Consider the following 12,463-nt stretch of genomic DNA (forward strand, 5'->3'; position numbering starts at 1 on the left):
TCGCTGAGCGCGCCTCCCCCTCTTGCGCATGAGAATCCGGCGGATGGCGCGCCCAGCGCGCCCATCGGGCGGAATCTCATGCACGGGCCCGGGCGGCGCGCGCGGCGCGCGTCAGGCGTCGGCGAGGAGCTGTGACATCCGGTCGAGGGCGCCGGGCACGAGCCGGTAGTACGCCCAGGTGCCGCGCTTGCTGCGCTCGAGGAACCCGGCGGTCGTGAGGATCTTCAGGTGGTGCGAGACGGTCGGCTGGCTGAGGCCGACGGGTTCGATGAGGTCGCAGACGCACGCCTCCTCGCCCTCGGACTTCGCGACGATCGAGAGGAGTCGCAGCCGCGTGGGGTCGGCGAGCGCCTTGAACGACGCCGCGAGCCGCTCGGCGCGAGCGGCGTCCATCGGCTCGGTCACGAGCGGGCTGCAGCACGCGCCCGTGCTCCCGACCGGGCCTCCGTCGACACCGAGGCCGACGCCGACGGGCGTGAGTTCGAAGGTCGTCATGCGACCGATCCTACCTCGAATATTGACAAACTTCGATGAATGAGCGCACACTGGACATCGACGAACTTCGATATGTCGGAAAGGCCCGCCATGACCCTGCTCGACCTCACCCGCCCGGCGACGCGCTCAGAGCGCCTCGACACCCTGCCCGTCGCGATCATCGGCGCCGGCCCGATCGGCCTCGCGGCCGCGGCCAACCTGCTCGAGCGCGGCATCGAGGTCGTGGTCTACGAGGCCGGCGAACGCGTCGGGGCGAGCATCCGCGAGTGGGGCCACATCCGGCTCTTCTCGCCGTGGCGCCTGCTCGTCGACTCCGCCTCCCGGCGACTGCTCGAGGCATCCGGCTGGGAGCACCCCGCAGAGGACCGCCTGCCCACGGGCGCCGAGCTCGTCGAGCAGTACCTCGAGCCGCTCGCCGGGCTCGAGCCGATCGCGTCGCGCATCCGCTTCGGCGTCGACGTGACCGCCGTCGCGCGCGAGGGCATGGACCGCACCCGCACGGCGGGGCGTGCGGCGACGCCGTTCGTGCTGCGCGCGCGCGAGGCATCCGGTGCGGTGCAGGATGTCGCGGCGCGCGCCGTCATCGACGCCTCGGGCACCTGGCGCACGCCGAACCGACTCGGCTCGAGCGGCCTCGACCCGCTCGGGCTCGACGAGGTCGCGGACTCCGTGACGCACGCCCTCCCCGACGTGCTCGGCGCCGACCGCGCCCGCTTCGCGGGCCGCCGCGTGACCGTCGTGGGCGCCGGGCACTCCGCCGCGAACACCCTGCTCGCCCTCGCCGCGCTGGCGCGCGAGGTCCCGGAGACCCGCATCACGTGGGCGATCCGCAACGCCTCGGCCGTGCGCGTCACGACCTCGGAGGACGACGGGCTCGCCGCGCGGGCCTCGATCGGGCGGCGCGTCGACGACCTCGTCGCGGCCGGGCGGATCGAGGTGCTCGATCGGTTCGAGATCGTCCGGCTCGGCCGCGCCGCCGACGGCGGCGTGCGCATCGTCGGCTCGCGCGGCGGCGAACTCGTCGAGCACGAGGCCGACCTCATCGTGAATGCGACCGGGTTCAAGCCCGACCTCGACATGCTCCGCGAGATCCGGCTCGAGCTCGACGACGTGGTCGAGGCGCCGAGGCGCCTGGCGCCGCTCATCGACCCGAACGTGCACACGTGCGGCACGGTCGGACCGCACGGCTTCGCCGAGCTCCGCCAGCCGGAGGACGGCTTCTTCCTCGCCGGCATGAAGAGCTACGGCCGCGCGCCGACGTTCCTCCTCGCGACCGGCTACGAGCAGGTCCGCTCGATCGCGGCCTGGCTCGCCGGCGACGCCGCGGGCGCCGCGAACGTGCAGCTCGAGCTCCCCGCGACGGGGGTGTGCTCGACGAGCCTCGACGGGACGAGCGGCTGCTGCTGACCGCCGCCGAGGTTCGGCCGCGGCATCTGACTTCGACATTGAATAGACCACAGTCTATGCTTTGATCGAATCCGATCGAAGCGAGGTCCCGATGTCCGACACGCCCACCGTCCTGTTCGTCTGCGTGCACAACGCCGGCCGCTCGCAGATGGCCGCCGGCTACCTGCGCGAGCTCGGCGGCGGTCGCGTCGAGGTGCTCTCGGCCGGCTCTGCGCCGAAGGACGAGATCAACCCGGTCGCCGTGCAGGCCATGGCCGAGGAGGGCATCGACATCGCCGGCAACGCGCCGAAGGTGCTCACCACCGAGGCCGTCCGCGAATCCGACGTCGTGATCACGATGGGCTGCGGCGACGCCTGCCCGATCTTCCCGGGCAAGCGATACGAGGACTGGGAGCTCGACGACCCCGCCGGCCAGGGCATCGACGCCGTCCGGCCCATCCGCGACGAGATCCGCCGCCGCATCGAGGTGCTGCTCGGCGAACTCCTCCCGGAAGCGGCCCGCGCATGAGCACCCGCGACGGGCAGCTCGCCCTCGACGACCCGCAGTCGGTCCTGCACCGCGGCGCCGAGCGCCTCGCCGCCCGCTACGACGGCATCGTCAACGCCGAGACCGTCGAGCGGATGGTGTTCGAGTCGTACACGGCGCTCGCGCGCACCGCGAAGATCTCGGTGCACCTGCCGAGCCTGGCCCAGCGGTTCGCCAACGAGCGCCTGACCGCGCTCGCGCAGGCGAAGGGGGCCATCCCCAAGACCGTGCCCGAGGTGCTCTACGTCTGCGTGCAGAACTCCGGGCGCTCGCAGATGGCGGCCGCGCTCACGCGCGAGCTCGGCGCGGGCCGCGTGCACGTGCGCTCGGCCGGGTCCGAGCCGGGCAGCGGCATCCTGCCCTCGGTCGTCGAGGTCATGGCCGAGCAGGGCATCGACCTCGGCGAGGAGTTCCCGAAGCCGCTCACCGACGACGTCGTCCGTGCCGCCGACGCCGTGATCACGATGGGGTGCGGCGACGCCTGCCCCGTCTACCCCGGCAAGCGCTACCTGGACTGGCGCCTCGACGACCCCGCCGAGCTCGACCTCGACGGCGTCCGCCGCGTGCGCGACGAGATCCGCTCCCGGGTGGAACGACTCCTCGGCGAGATCGCGCCGTCGCCCTCGCGCGACTGAGCCCTACGCCGTCGGCGGTCGCTCCGAGTCGGAATCCGCCCCGGTCGCTGCGCCCGCGGCGGACGGGACCGGCTTCGGGATGATCCGGAACTCCGGCGCCTTCGACACCAGCAGCCACGCCGGCAGGATGATCACGCAGAGCCACGGGAGGAGCGCGAGGTCGCCGGCGACCGCGGCGGCGACGAAGAGCGCGAGCCATCCGTCCTTCGCCATCACGAGCAGGATGCCGATGAGCGCGCTCGCGACGCAGAGCGCGATCGGCAGCGACGGGATGAGCGCGTGCGCGAGCATGCCGAGCGCCGCACCCGTGAACGCGGCGGGGAAGATGCGACCGCCGCGGAAGGCGGCGCTCGCCGCCACGACCAGCGCGACGAGCTTGACGAGCACGATCACGACGAGCTGCCCGGCGTCGTAGGCATCGGGGTCCTCGAAGAGCTCCCCCATCTGGTCGAGCCCCTTGAACAGCGTGATCGGGCCGCCGATGAGCCCGAGGAGCCCGAGCACCAGGCCGCCCGCGGTCGCGATGAGGATCGGCTGCCGGAGCGAATGGAACGCGCGGTGCGCGAACGGGAAGAGGAACGCCCCGACGAGGCCGATCGCGACGCCCGCGATGGCGATGACGACGCCCGCGAGGAGGAGGATCGGCGTGGTCGGCGCCGTGGGCAGCGTGAACTGGAGCGGCGGCGCGCCGAGCACGTGCATGGTGCCGGCGGCGGCCGCCGCCGACGCGAGCGGCAGGAACAGCTTGTCCCACAGCGCCCCGCCGCCGCGGACGGCGGCCAGCGTGCCCGTGAAGAGGAGGGCGGCGGCGACCGGCGAGCCGAACAGGGCGCCGATCGTGCCGGCGGCCGCCATGAGCATGCCGAGCTTCGCGCCGACGCGCGGCATCATGCGGCCGAGCAGCGCGACCGTGAGCGCGACGTTCACCGCGATGATCGGGTTCTCCGGGCCGAGGCTCACGCCGCCCGCGAGCGCGAGCGCGGTCACGATGATGAGCCCCGGCAGGGTGCGGAGCTTCAGCGGCTCCGCGACGAGCTCGGTCGTGGCCGAGTCGGGCCCGCCGTGCCCGGGCAGGAACTGGAGCCCGAGGCCGACCGCGAATCCCGTCGCCGTGAGCACGACGACGATCCACCAGCCGTCGGGGTCGACGCCCAGCGCGTCCGGCAGCGCCGTCCACAGCACCTGCTGCAACCCGCCCGCCGCGATGTCGAGCGCGCGGAGGACCAGCGCGCAGAGTGCGCCGATGACGATCGCGGGCACGAGGAGCAGGAGGAGCTGGGCCGGGGTGGGTGCCGGCATCGGCACCTCGTCCGTGTCATCCGCCATCGTCGCCCCCCGATCGCCCCGGCGCGCCGCCCCGCCGGCACGCTAGGCACAGCCTCCCACACCGGTGCGCGGCGCGGCGAGGGCCGGGAGGCGGATGCCTCGGCGGCTCAGCCGCGCTCGAGCGGGCGCCAGACGACGACCGCGTTCTCGCGACGCACGCGGGTGCCCGATCGGAGCGTGACGACCTCGCCCTCCGATCCGGCCGCGAACACGCGGCGCCCGGGACGGTTCAGCATCTCGTCGGCGAGCGCGCGCTCGAGCTCGCGCACGCGCTGTCGCAGCTCGTTCACCTCGTTCTCGAGGCCGAGCACGCGGCGGATGCCCTCGAGGCTCACGCCCTCGCTCGAGAGCTGCTGGATCTCGCGGAGCTGCGCGACATCCCGCATCGAGTAGCGACGCGACTTGCCCGCGGTGCGCTTCGGGGAGACGAGGCCCATGCGGTCGTACTGGCGGAGCGTCTGGGGGTGCATGCCCGCCAGCTCGGCCGCGACCGAGATGACGAACAGCGGGCTCTCGCCGTCGACCTGCATCAGGCGCTCCGGGCCTTCCCCAGGAGGTCCTCGCGGGGGTCCTCGTCGGGCAGCTGCGCCGCGAAGTCGCGCAGCTTCTCCTCGGCGTCCTTCGACAGGTGCGCCGGCACCGCGACCTGGACGACCGCGAGCAGGTCGCCCGTGCCCTTCTTCGTCTCGACGCCGCGGCCCTTGACGCGCAGCACGCGCCCGCTCGGCGTGCCGGGCGCGACCCGCAGCTTGACCGGGTCGCCGCCGAGGGTCGGGACCTGGATGGTGGCGCCGAGCGCCGCCTCGGCGAAGGTCACCGGCACCGTCACCCGGAGGTTCAGCCCGTCGCGCTCGAACACCGGGTGCTTGCGCACCTTCACCGTGAGCACGATGTCGCCGGGCTCGCCGCCGTCGGGCGACGGATGGCCCTTGCCGCGGAGCCGGATCTTCTGGCCGTCGGCGACGCCCGCCGGCACGTTGACGCTGATCTCACGCCCCTCGGCGGTCTGCAGCGTGATGCGGTCGCCCTTGGTCGCCGTGATGAAGTCGAGCGTGGTCGACGCGGTCACGTCGCGGCCCTTCGTCGGGCCGCCGTAGCCGCGGTAGCCGCCGGTCGGCTGGCCGAACCGGCCGCCGCCGAAGAGCCCGCCGAGCAGGTCGTCGTAGTCGCCGCCGGCACCGCCCTGGCGGAAGGTGTAGCGGGTGCCGCCGGCGCCCTGCTGGCCGAACATGCCGCCGAAGACGTCCTCGAAGCCGCCCGCGCCCGCCCCGCCGGGCGCCGTGAAGCGGGCGCCGCCGCCCATGGCGCGGACCGCGTCGTACTCCTTGCGCTCCTCGGGATCGGAGAGCACCGAGTTCGCCTCGCTGATCTCCTTGAACTTCGCCTCGGCCGCGGCATCCCCCGGGTTCTGGTCGGGGTGGTACTTGCGCGCGAGCTTGCGGTACGCCTTCTTGATGTCGGCGTCGCTCGCGTCCTTCGAGACGCCGAGGGTGGCGTAGAAGTCCTTGTCGAACCAATCCTGGCTGGCCATCGGCGCCTCCTTCCTGCTGAATCTAGTGGGGTCCGCCCGGTGGTCGAGTAGGACCGGAGGCCCGTATCGAGACCGGGCCCGGTGGTCGAGTAGGACCGGAGGCCCGTATCGAGACCCGCGCTACCCGACCACCGGTGGGATGCCGCTACGCGGGCGTCTTGACGACGACCTTCGCCGCACGGAGCAGCGTGCCGCCGAGCAGGTACCCGGTCTCGACGACGTCGGCGACCGTATCGACCTCGACCTCGTCGGAGTGCTGCTGGAAGATCGCCTCGTGCCGCTGCGGGTCGAACGGCTCGCCGGCCTCGCCGAACTTCGCGAGGCCCAGCTTCTCGACCGACGCGCGCAGCTTGGCCGCGATCGTCGCGAACGGGGTGTCGCCCTCGAGGTCGCCGTGCTTCTCGGCCCGGTCGAGGTCGTCGAGCACGGGCAGCAGCACCGCGACCGTGGCGCCGATCGCGCGCTCGCGCTCGACCTCGCGGTTCGCCTCGGTGCGCTTGCGGTAGTTGGCGTACTCCGCGGTGACGCGCTTGAGGTCGGCGAGGTGCTCGGCCGACGGGTCCTCGACCTCGGCCTGCGCCGCGTTGAGGATGTCGTCGACGGTGAGGGTCTCCTCGTCGCCGTCGGCGGCCGTGTCGGAGTCGGCAGCCGTATCGGCGTCGACGGCCTCCGGCGAGGCGGATGCCGCGGCATCCGCCCCCGCCTCGGGCGCCTTGCGAACCTCACCCGTCTCCGGGTCGATCCGCCGCGCGCTGCCCTTGGAAGGCTCAGGGCGGATGATCGGCTCGTCCTGGTTCTGGTTCTCGTCCGTCATGGTTACTTCTTCTCGTCCTCGTCGTCGATGACCTCGGCGTCGACGACGTCCTCGTCGGAGGACTCGGCGCCCTCGGCGCCCGACGCGGTCGCGTCCTCGCCGGGGTTCGCGCCCGCCGTGGCATCCGCCTGCTGGCCCTGCGCGTAGATCGCCTCGCCGAGCTTGCCCTGCGACTGCGAGAGCTTCTCGAACGCCGACTTCACCGCGTCGTCGTCGTCCGCCGCGAGGGCCGACTTCAGCGCGTCGACGTCGCCCTGGACCTCCGACTTGACGTCGGCGGGGAGCTTGTCGTCGTTCTCCTTGATGAGCTTCTCGACCGAGTAGGCGAGCTGCTCGGCCTGGTTGCGCGTCTCGGCGGACTCGCGGCGCTTCTTGTCCTCGGCCGCGTGCTCCTCGGCATCGCGGACCATGCGCTCGACGTCCTCCTTGGGCAGCGCCGAGCCGCCCGAGATCGTCATCGACTGCTCCTTGCCGGTGCCCTTGTCCTTCGCGGACACGTGCACGATGCCGTTGGCGTCGATGTCGAAGGTGACCTCGATCTGCGGGATGCCGCGGGGGGCCGGCGCGATGCCGGTCAGCTCGAACGTGCCGAGCGGCTTGTTGTCGCGCGTGAACTCGCGCTCTCCCTGGAAGACCTGGATCGCGACCGACGGCTGGTTGTCGTCGGCCGTCGTGAAGGTCTCGCTGCGCTTGGTCGGGATGGCCGTGTTGCGCTCGATGAGCTTCGTCATGATGCCGCCCTTGGTCTCGATGCCGAGGCTCAGGGGGGTGACGTCGATGAGCAGCACGTCCTTGCGCTCGCCCTTGAGGACGCCCGCCTGCAGGGCGGCGCCGACGGCGACGACCTCGTCGGGGTTCACGCCCTTGTTGGGCTCCTTGCCGCCGGTCTCCTTCTTGACGAGCTCGGAGACGGCGGGCATGCGGGTCGAGCCGCCGACGAGCACCACGTGGGCGATGTCGGAGAGCTTGATGCCGGCCTCGCGGATGACATCCTCGAAGGGCTTCTTGGTGCGGTCGAGGAGGTCGGAGGTCATGTTCTCGAACTGCGCTCGCGTGAGCGTCTCGTCGAGGTTGGCCGGGCCGGACTCGGTGAGCGAGAGGTAGGGCAGCTGGATGCTGGTGCTCATGGAGGAGCTCAGCTCCTTCTTGGCCTGCTCCGCAGCCTCCTTCAGGCGCTGCAGGGCGATCTTGTCCTTCGAGACGTCGACGCCCGTCGTGTCCTTGAAGCGCTTGATCAGGTGCTCGACGATGCGCTGGTCCCAGTCGTCGCCGCCGAGGCGGTTGTCGCCGGCGGTCGCGCGGACCTGGATGGTCGAGAAGTCGTCGTCCTTGCCCACCTCGAGGAGCGAGACGTCGAACGTGCCGCCGCCGAGGTCGAAGACGAGGATGAGCTCGTCCTCCTTGCCCTTGTCGAGGCCGTACGCGAGCGCCGCCGCGGTGGGCTCGTTGATGATGCGCAGCACGTTGAGGCCCGCGATCTCGCCGGCCTCCTTGGTCGCCTGGCGCTCGGCGTCGTTGAAGTACGCCGGCACGGTGATGACCGCGTCGGTGACGGTGTCGCCGAGGTACTGCTCGGCGTCGCGCTTGAGCTTCTGGAGGATGCGCGCCGAGATCTCCTGCGGCGTGTACTCCTTGCCGTCGATCGCGGCCGACTTCCAGTCGGTGCCCATGTGGCGCTTGACCGACGAGATTGTGCGGTCGACGTTGGTCACGGCCTGGCGCTTGGCGGTCTCGCCGACGAGCACCTCGCCGTCCTTGGTGAATGCGACCACCGAGGGGGTGGTGCGGAAGCCCTCGGCGTTCGCGATGACGACGGGCTCGCCGCCCTCCAGGACGCTGACGACCGAGTTCGTGGTGCCGAGGTCGATTCCGACTGCACGTGACATGTGTGTATCTCCTTCTGCCGGGGGTCTCGCGTGGTGCCCTCGGCGATCGGCCCGGCGTTCCCCGCCCGCGGCCGAAGTCAGTGATCGGCGAGACTTGAGCCTCGCCGACTCAAGTGTCGAGCGCGCCCGAATCGATGTCAAGTCGGGACCGCAGAACTTGAGCGTACTTGACTCAACTCTCGGCGAGATCACAGTATTCCGCTGCGCGCCGCGCTGCCGCGCCGGCGCTCCCGCGCAGCGCGTTCCGTGCGTCGTGGCGGGGCCGACGGGCGAACCCGTGCGCGAGGGCTACCGCCAGAGGTTGCCCGAACCTAGAGTTCAGGCACGAGCGACGCACGGGAGAGGGAGACAGCATGGGATCGAGGACGAGACTGGTCGGCGGCATCGCGGTGGCGACGCTGGCCCTGGGGGCACTGGGCGCGGCGGGCGCCGTCGCGGCGCCGGGCAAGCCCGGTGAGTCGCGATACACGTCGGGTTCGTCCGGCGTCGGCGACGCCTACTTCCCCTACGCGGGCAACGGCGGCTACGACGTGCAGCACTACGACCTCGACCTCACCTACACGCCGCCGGGGCCGGACCCGGCACCGCTCGTGGGCGAGTTCGAGGGTGTCGCCACGATCGACCTCGTCGCCACCCAGGACCTCGACCGGTTCAACCTCGACCTCCGCGGGATGGACGTGCACGCCCTCAGCGTGAACGGCAAGCCCGCGGCATCCGTCGCCCCGCCGCTCGCCGGCGCAGAGGTCGACGGCGCCGCATACTGGCATGTGCAGGACGACGCGGCACGTGTCTGGGAGCTCACCGTGCAGCCGCGGCCGAAGCTCAAGGCCGGCCAGCAGGTGCAGGTCGTCGTCGAGTACGGCGGCACGACGACCCGGCCCCGCGACATCGAGGGCGCGCTCTACGGCTGGGTGACCCAGCGCGACGGCGCGATGGTCGTGAGCGAGCCCGAGGGTTCGATGACCTGGTACCCGGTGAGCGACCACCAGACCGACAAGGCCACGTACTCGTTCGAGATCACGGTGCCCGAGGGCAAGGTCGCGGTCGCGAACGGCATCCAGCCGAAGCCCGAGGAGACCGCCGACGGGTGGACCACCTGGTACTGGGATGCCCCGGACCAGCAGGCCAGCTACCTGACCACCGCCTCGGTCGGCGACTTCGACCTTCGCGACGCGTACACGTCCGGCAGCGGCGTGCCGATCATCGACGCCGTCGACACGAAGCTCACGGCCACCCGCCTCGCGACCACGAACGCGAGCCTCGGCTGGCAGGTCGACATGATCGACTTCTTCGAGTCGAAGTTCGGGCCCTACCCGTTCGTCGCCTACGGGTCGATCGTCGACAACGACAGTGTCGGCTACGCCCTCGAGACGCAGACCCGGCCCGTGTACTCCACGCAGGCGAGCGAGGGCACCGTCGCGCACGAGGCCGCGCACCAGTGGTTCGGCAACGCGGTGAGCCCCGAGCGGTGGCAGGACATCTGGCTCAACGAGGGCTGGGCGACCTACGCGACCTGGATGTGGAACGAGGAGCAGGGCAGGAACACGGCGCAGACCACCTATGACAACTGGTACGCACCCGCACGAACCCAGGCGTACTGGGACCTGCAGATCGGCGACCCGGGCGAGCTCGGGCTCTTCCTGACGCAGGTGTACAACCGAGGCGCCGCGACGCTGCACGCGTTGCGGCTCGATGTCGGCGACGACGCGTTCTTCGAGGCCGCCCAGCTCTGGGTCGAGCGCTACGACGATTCGGCGGGCACCTCGGAGGACTTCCAGGCGATCTACGAGGAGGTCTCGGGCGAGGACCTCGACGACTTCTTCCAGGTCTGGCTGTACGACCAGCAGAAGCCGCCGGCCACCTGGACGACGCCGTAGCGACGGGTCCTGGGCGGGTCGTTGTGCAGAACGACCCGCCCGGGCATCCCGCCCGCCCTACGCTGAGCGGATGACCCGACTCACCCACCCGCGCATCGTCGCGCCGGTCGTCGCCGCCTTCCTGGCCCTCGGTCTCGCCGGATGCACCGGCGCCGACCCCGCACCGTCGACCTCGCCCGAACCGACCGCGTCCACCGACGCGCCGGCCGACTCCGCGAGCGCGGAGCCGACGCCCGACCCGTCGGTCATCCCCGCGACCTGCGAGACCGTGCTCACGCCCGACGCCTACCAGAAGCTCGCCGCCGACGGCCTCGAGGCCCGCGCCGCGACGCTCTTCGATCCGATCGCGACAGACATCGCCGACGAGGGCGGGCTCGTCTGCTCGTGGGGCAAGGCGAACACCGACAACGTGGTCGACGTCGCGCAGCTCGCGATCGGCGACGACGAGTCCGAGTGGATCGCCGCGCTCGGCGACGCCGGCTACGAGCCGAACGACGACCCCGTGCCCGGCGGCTACCGCGGGCAGCCCGACGCGGCGAACGGCATCAGCCCCGTGGTCGTCATCGAGGCCGGCACGCTGACCTACGTGAGCTCGCCGGTCTACGCGGCGTTCCTCCTCCCCGCGAGCTGACGCGCGCGAACGGCCACGGCACCGCGCATCCAGCGCGTGCACGGGCGTCGGCGCGTACCCTTGGACCATGCCGACCGACGCCCCCGAGACCCCCGCCGGCTCCGCGGGCATCCGCCAGGTCCGCCCGAAGACCGAGGGCTGGAAGCAGGCCAAGGGCCCCGACGGCCGCCCGCTGCTGCAGTTCGCGTCGCCGAAGCGCGGCAAGCCGCCCGCCCACCTCGCCGACCTCGCCCCGGAGGAGTGGACGGCGAGGGCCGACGAGCTCGGCGTGCCCGCGTTCCGCCTGAAGCAGGTCGCGCGCCACTGGTTCACCCGGTGGACGAGCGACCCCGCCGAGATGACCGACCTGCCCGCCGACGGCCGCGAGGAGCTCGTCGCGGGCCTGCTCCCGCCGCTCCTCACCGAGGTCCGGCGCCTCGAGACCGACCGCGGCGACACGATCAAGTTCCTGTGGAAGCTGCACGACGGCGCCCTCGTCGAGTCGGTGCTCATGCGCTATCCGGGTCGCATCACGCTCTGCGTGTCGAGCCAGGCCGGCTGCGGCATGAACTGCCCGTTCTGCGCGACCGGGCAGGCGGGACTCACCCGCAACATGTCGGCGGCCGAGATCCTGGCGCAGGTCGTCGAGGCGAACCGCGTGATCGCGTCGGGCGCCCTGCACGGCAAGCGCGCCGACGACGGCACGCCCGAGCGCGTCTCGAACATCGTCTTCATGGGCATGGGCGAGCCGCTCGCGAACTACGCCCGGCTCATGCGCGCGGTCCGCGCCATGGCGGCGCCCGCGCCGAACGGGCTCGGCATGTCGGCGCGCAACATCACGGTCTCGACCGTCGGGCTGGTCCCCGCCATCCGCAAGCTCGCCGACGAGCACGTGCCCGTGACCTTCGCGCTCAGCCTGCACGCGCCCGACGACGGGCTGCGCGACGAGCTGATCCCCGTGAACTCCCGCTGGAAGGTCGACGAGGCCCTCGACGCCGCCCGCGAGTACTTCGAGAAGACCGGCCGTCGCGTCTCGATCGAGTACGCGCTCATCAAGGACATGAACGACCACGGATGGCGCGCCGACCTGCTCGCCGAGAAGCTCAACCAGCGCGGCAAGGGGTGGGTGCACGTCAACCCGATCCCGCTGAACCCGACGCCCGGCTCGATCTGGACCGCCTCCGAGGTCGAGGTCCAGCGCGAGTTCGTCCGACGCCTCTCCGACGCGGGGATCCCGACGACCATCCGCGACACCCGCGGCAAGGAGATCGACGGCGCCTGCGGGCAGCTGGTCGCGACCGAGGACGACGAGGCGGCCGCGGCGCGCGCCTGAGCGCTCCGACCGCCGCGATCCCG

The 12,463-nt window shown here is 71.9% G+C and carries 12 protein-coding genes; 6 read left to right on the plus strand and 6 right to left on the minus strand.

All coding sequences use genetic code 11. From position 1 onward, the window contains the following. Positions 1-111: 111 nt before the first annotated feature. Positions 112-495 (minus strand): ArsR/SmtB family transcription factor, encoded by a 384-nt coding sequence (locus GLX25_RS04400; RefSeq protein ID WP_155840991.1) that lies wholly within the window; start codon positions 493-495, stop codon positions 112-114. Positions 496-585: 90 nt separating this feature from the next. Between GLX25_RS04400 and GLX25_RS04405 the strand changes: the two genes are divergently transcribed. The 3 genes from GLX25_RS04405 (at position 586) to GLX25_RS04415 (ending at position 3,063) form a co-directional block, all read left to right on the plus strand. Then, positions 586-1,902: an FAD-dependent oxidoreductase gene (locus tag GLX25_RS04405; protein ID WP_155840993.1), complete on the plus strand. Its 1,317-nt coding sequence runs from the start codon at positions 586-588 to the stop codon at positions 1,900-1,902. A 91-nt stretch (positions 1,903-1,993) separates the two neighbouring features. Further along, positions 1,994-2,410 (plus strand): arsenate reductase ArsC, encoded by a 417-nt coding sequence (locus GLX25_RS04410; RefSeq protein ID WP_155840994.1) that lies wholly within the window; start codon positions 1,994-1,996, stop codon positions 2,408-2,410. Continuing rightward, the gene (locus GLX25_RS04415; RefSeq protein ID WP_155840996.1) at positions 2,407-3,063 is read left to right on the plus strand and encodes an arsenate reductase ArsC; all 657 of its coding nucleotides are present in this window, start codon (positions 2,407-2,409) and stop codon (positions 3,061-3,063) included. The genes GLX25_RS04410 and GLX25_RS04415 overlap by 4 nt, the downstream gene beginning before the upstream one ends. A 3-nt stretch (positions 3,064-3,066) precedes the next feature. On the opposite strand, the gene GLX25_RS04420 is transcribed toward GLX25_RS04415, so the two are convergent. From GLX25_RS04420 to dnaK, 5 genes are all read right to left on the minus strand, one after another. Continuing rightward, positions 3,067-4,389: an ion channel protein gene (locus tag GLX25_RS04420; RefSeq protein ID WP_155840998.1), complete on the minus strand. Its 1,323-nt coding sequence runs from the start codon at positions 4,387-4,389 to the stop codon at positions 3,067-3,069. Positions 4,390-4,496: 107 nt separating this feature from the next. After that, positions 4,497-4,919, minus strand: a complete 423-nt coding sequence (locus GLX25_RS04425; protein WP_155841000.1) for a heat shock protein transcriptional repressor HspR — start codon at positions 4,917-4,919, stop codon at positions 4,497-4,499. After that, complete coding sequence (locus GLX25_RS04430; RefSeq protein WP_155841002.1) at positions 4,919-5,920, minus strand: DnaJ C-terminal domain-containing protein; 1,002 nt, start codon at positions 5,918-5,920, stop codon at positions 4,919-4,921. The genes GLX25_RS04425 and GLX25_RS04430 overlap by 1 nt, the downstream gene beginning before the upstream one ends. Positions 5,921-6,065: 145 nt before the next feature. Continuing rightward, positions 6,066-6,734 carry a nucleotide exchange factor GrpE gene (locus GLX25_RS04435; RefSeq protein WP_155841004.1) on the minus strand — a complete coding sequence of 223 codons (669 nt, stop codon included), beginning with the start codon at positions 6,732-6,734 and terminating at the stop codon, positions 6,066-6,068. A 2-nt stretch (positions 6,735-6,736) separates the two neighbouring features. Then, positions 6,737-8,620 (minus strand): molecular chaperone DnaK, encoded by a 1,884-nt coding sequence (gene dnaK / locus GLX25_RS04440; protein WP_155841006.1) that lies wholly within the window; start codon positions 8,618-8,620, stop codon positions 6,737-6,739. Positions 8,621-8,973: 353 nt separating this feature from the next. Here dnaK and GLX25_RS04445 point away from each other — a divergent pair, with 353 nt between their 5' ends. From GLX25_RS04445 to rlmN, 3 genes are all read left to right on the plus strand, one after another. Further along, positions 8,974-10,497 (plus strand): M1 family metallopeptidase, encoded by a 1,524-nt coding sequence (locus GLX25_RS04445; protein ID WP_155841008.1) that lies wholly within the window; start codon positions 8,974-8,976, stop codon positions 10,495-10,497. A 70-nt stretch (positions 10,498-10,567) separates the two neighbouring features. After that, positions 10,568-11,128, plus strand: a complete 561-nt coding sequence (locus GLX25_RS04450; protein WP_155841010.1) for a hypothetical protein — start codon at positions 10,568-10,570, stop codon at positions 11,126-11,128. A 67-nt stretch (positions 11,129-11,195) separates the two neighbouring features. After that, positions 11,196-12,440, plus strand: coding sequence for a dual-specificity RNA methyltransferase RlmN (gene rlmN / locus GLX25_RS04455; protein WP_155841012.1), 1,245 nt, complete (start codon positions 11,196-11,198; stop codon positions 12,438-12,440). Positions 12,441-12,463 lie beyond the last annotated feature (23 nt).

The sequence above is a fragment of the Agromyces luteolus genome (assembly GCF_009729855.1).
GTDB classification, from domain to species: Bacteria; Actinomycetota; Actinomycetes; order Actinomycetales; family Microbacteriaceae; genus Agromyces; species Agromyces luteolus.

Bases quoted from the DNA above. Each gene is read 5' to 3' on its own strand.
- GLX25_RS04415 (WP_155840996.1), top strand. From the start codon at position 2,407: ATGAGCACCCGCGACGGGCAGCTCGCCCTCGACGACCCGCAGTCGGTC.
- GLX25_RS04435 (WP_155841004.1), bottom strand. From the start codon at position 6,734: ATGACGGACGAGAACCAGAACCAGGACGAGCCGATCATCCGCCCTGAG.
- GLX25_RS04425 (WP_155841000.1), bottom strand. From the start codon at position 4,919: ATGCAGGTCGACGGCGAGAGCCCGCTGTTCGTCATCTCGGTCGCGGCC.
- GLX25_RS04430 (WP_155841002.1), bottom strand. From the start codon at position 5,920: ATGGCCAGCCAGGATTGGTTCGACAAGGACTTCTACGCCACCCTCGGC.
- GLX25_RS04410 (WP_155840994.1), top strand. From the start codon at position 1,994: ATGTCCGACACGCCCACCGTCCTGTTCGTCTGCGTGCACAACGCCGGC.
- GLX25_RS04445 (WP_155841008.1), top strand. From the start codon at position 8,974: ATGGGATCGAGGACGAGACTGGTCGGCGGCATCGCGGTGGCGACGCTG.
- GLX25_RS04405 (WP_155840993.1), top strand. From the start codon at position 586: ATGACCCTGCTCGACCTCACCCGCCCGGCGACGCGCTCAGAGCGCCTC.
- rlmN (WP_155841012.1), top strand. From the start codon at position 11,196: ATGCCGACCGACGCCCCCGAGACCCCCGCCGGCTCCGCGGGCATCCGC.
- GLX25_RS04420 (WP_155840998.1), bottom strand. From the start codon at position 4,389: ATGGCGGATGACACGGACGAGGTGCCGATGCCGGCACCCACCCCGGCC.
- GLX25_RS04400 (WP_155840991.1), bottom strand. From the start codon at position 495: ATGACGACCTTCGAACTCACGCCCGTCGGCGTCGGCCTCGGTGTCGAC.
- GLX25_RS04450 (WP_155841010.1), top strand. From the start codon at position 10,568: ATGACCCGACTCACCCACCCGCGCATCGTCGCGCCGGTCGTCGCCGCC.
- dnaK (WP_155841006.1), bottom strand. From the start codon at position 8,620: ATGTCACGTGCAGTCGGAATCGACCTCGGCACCACGAACTCGGTCGTC.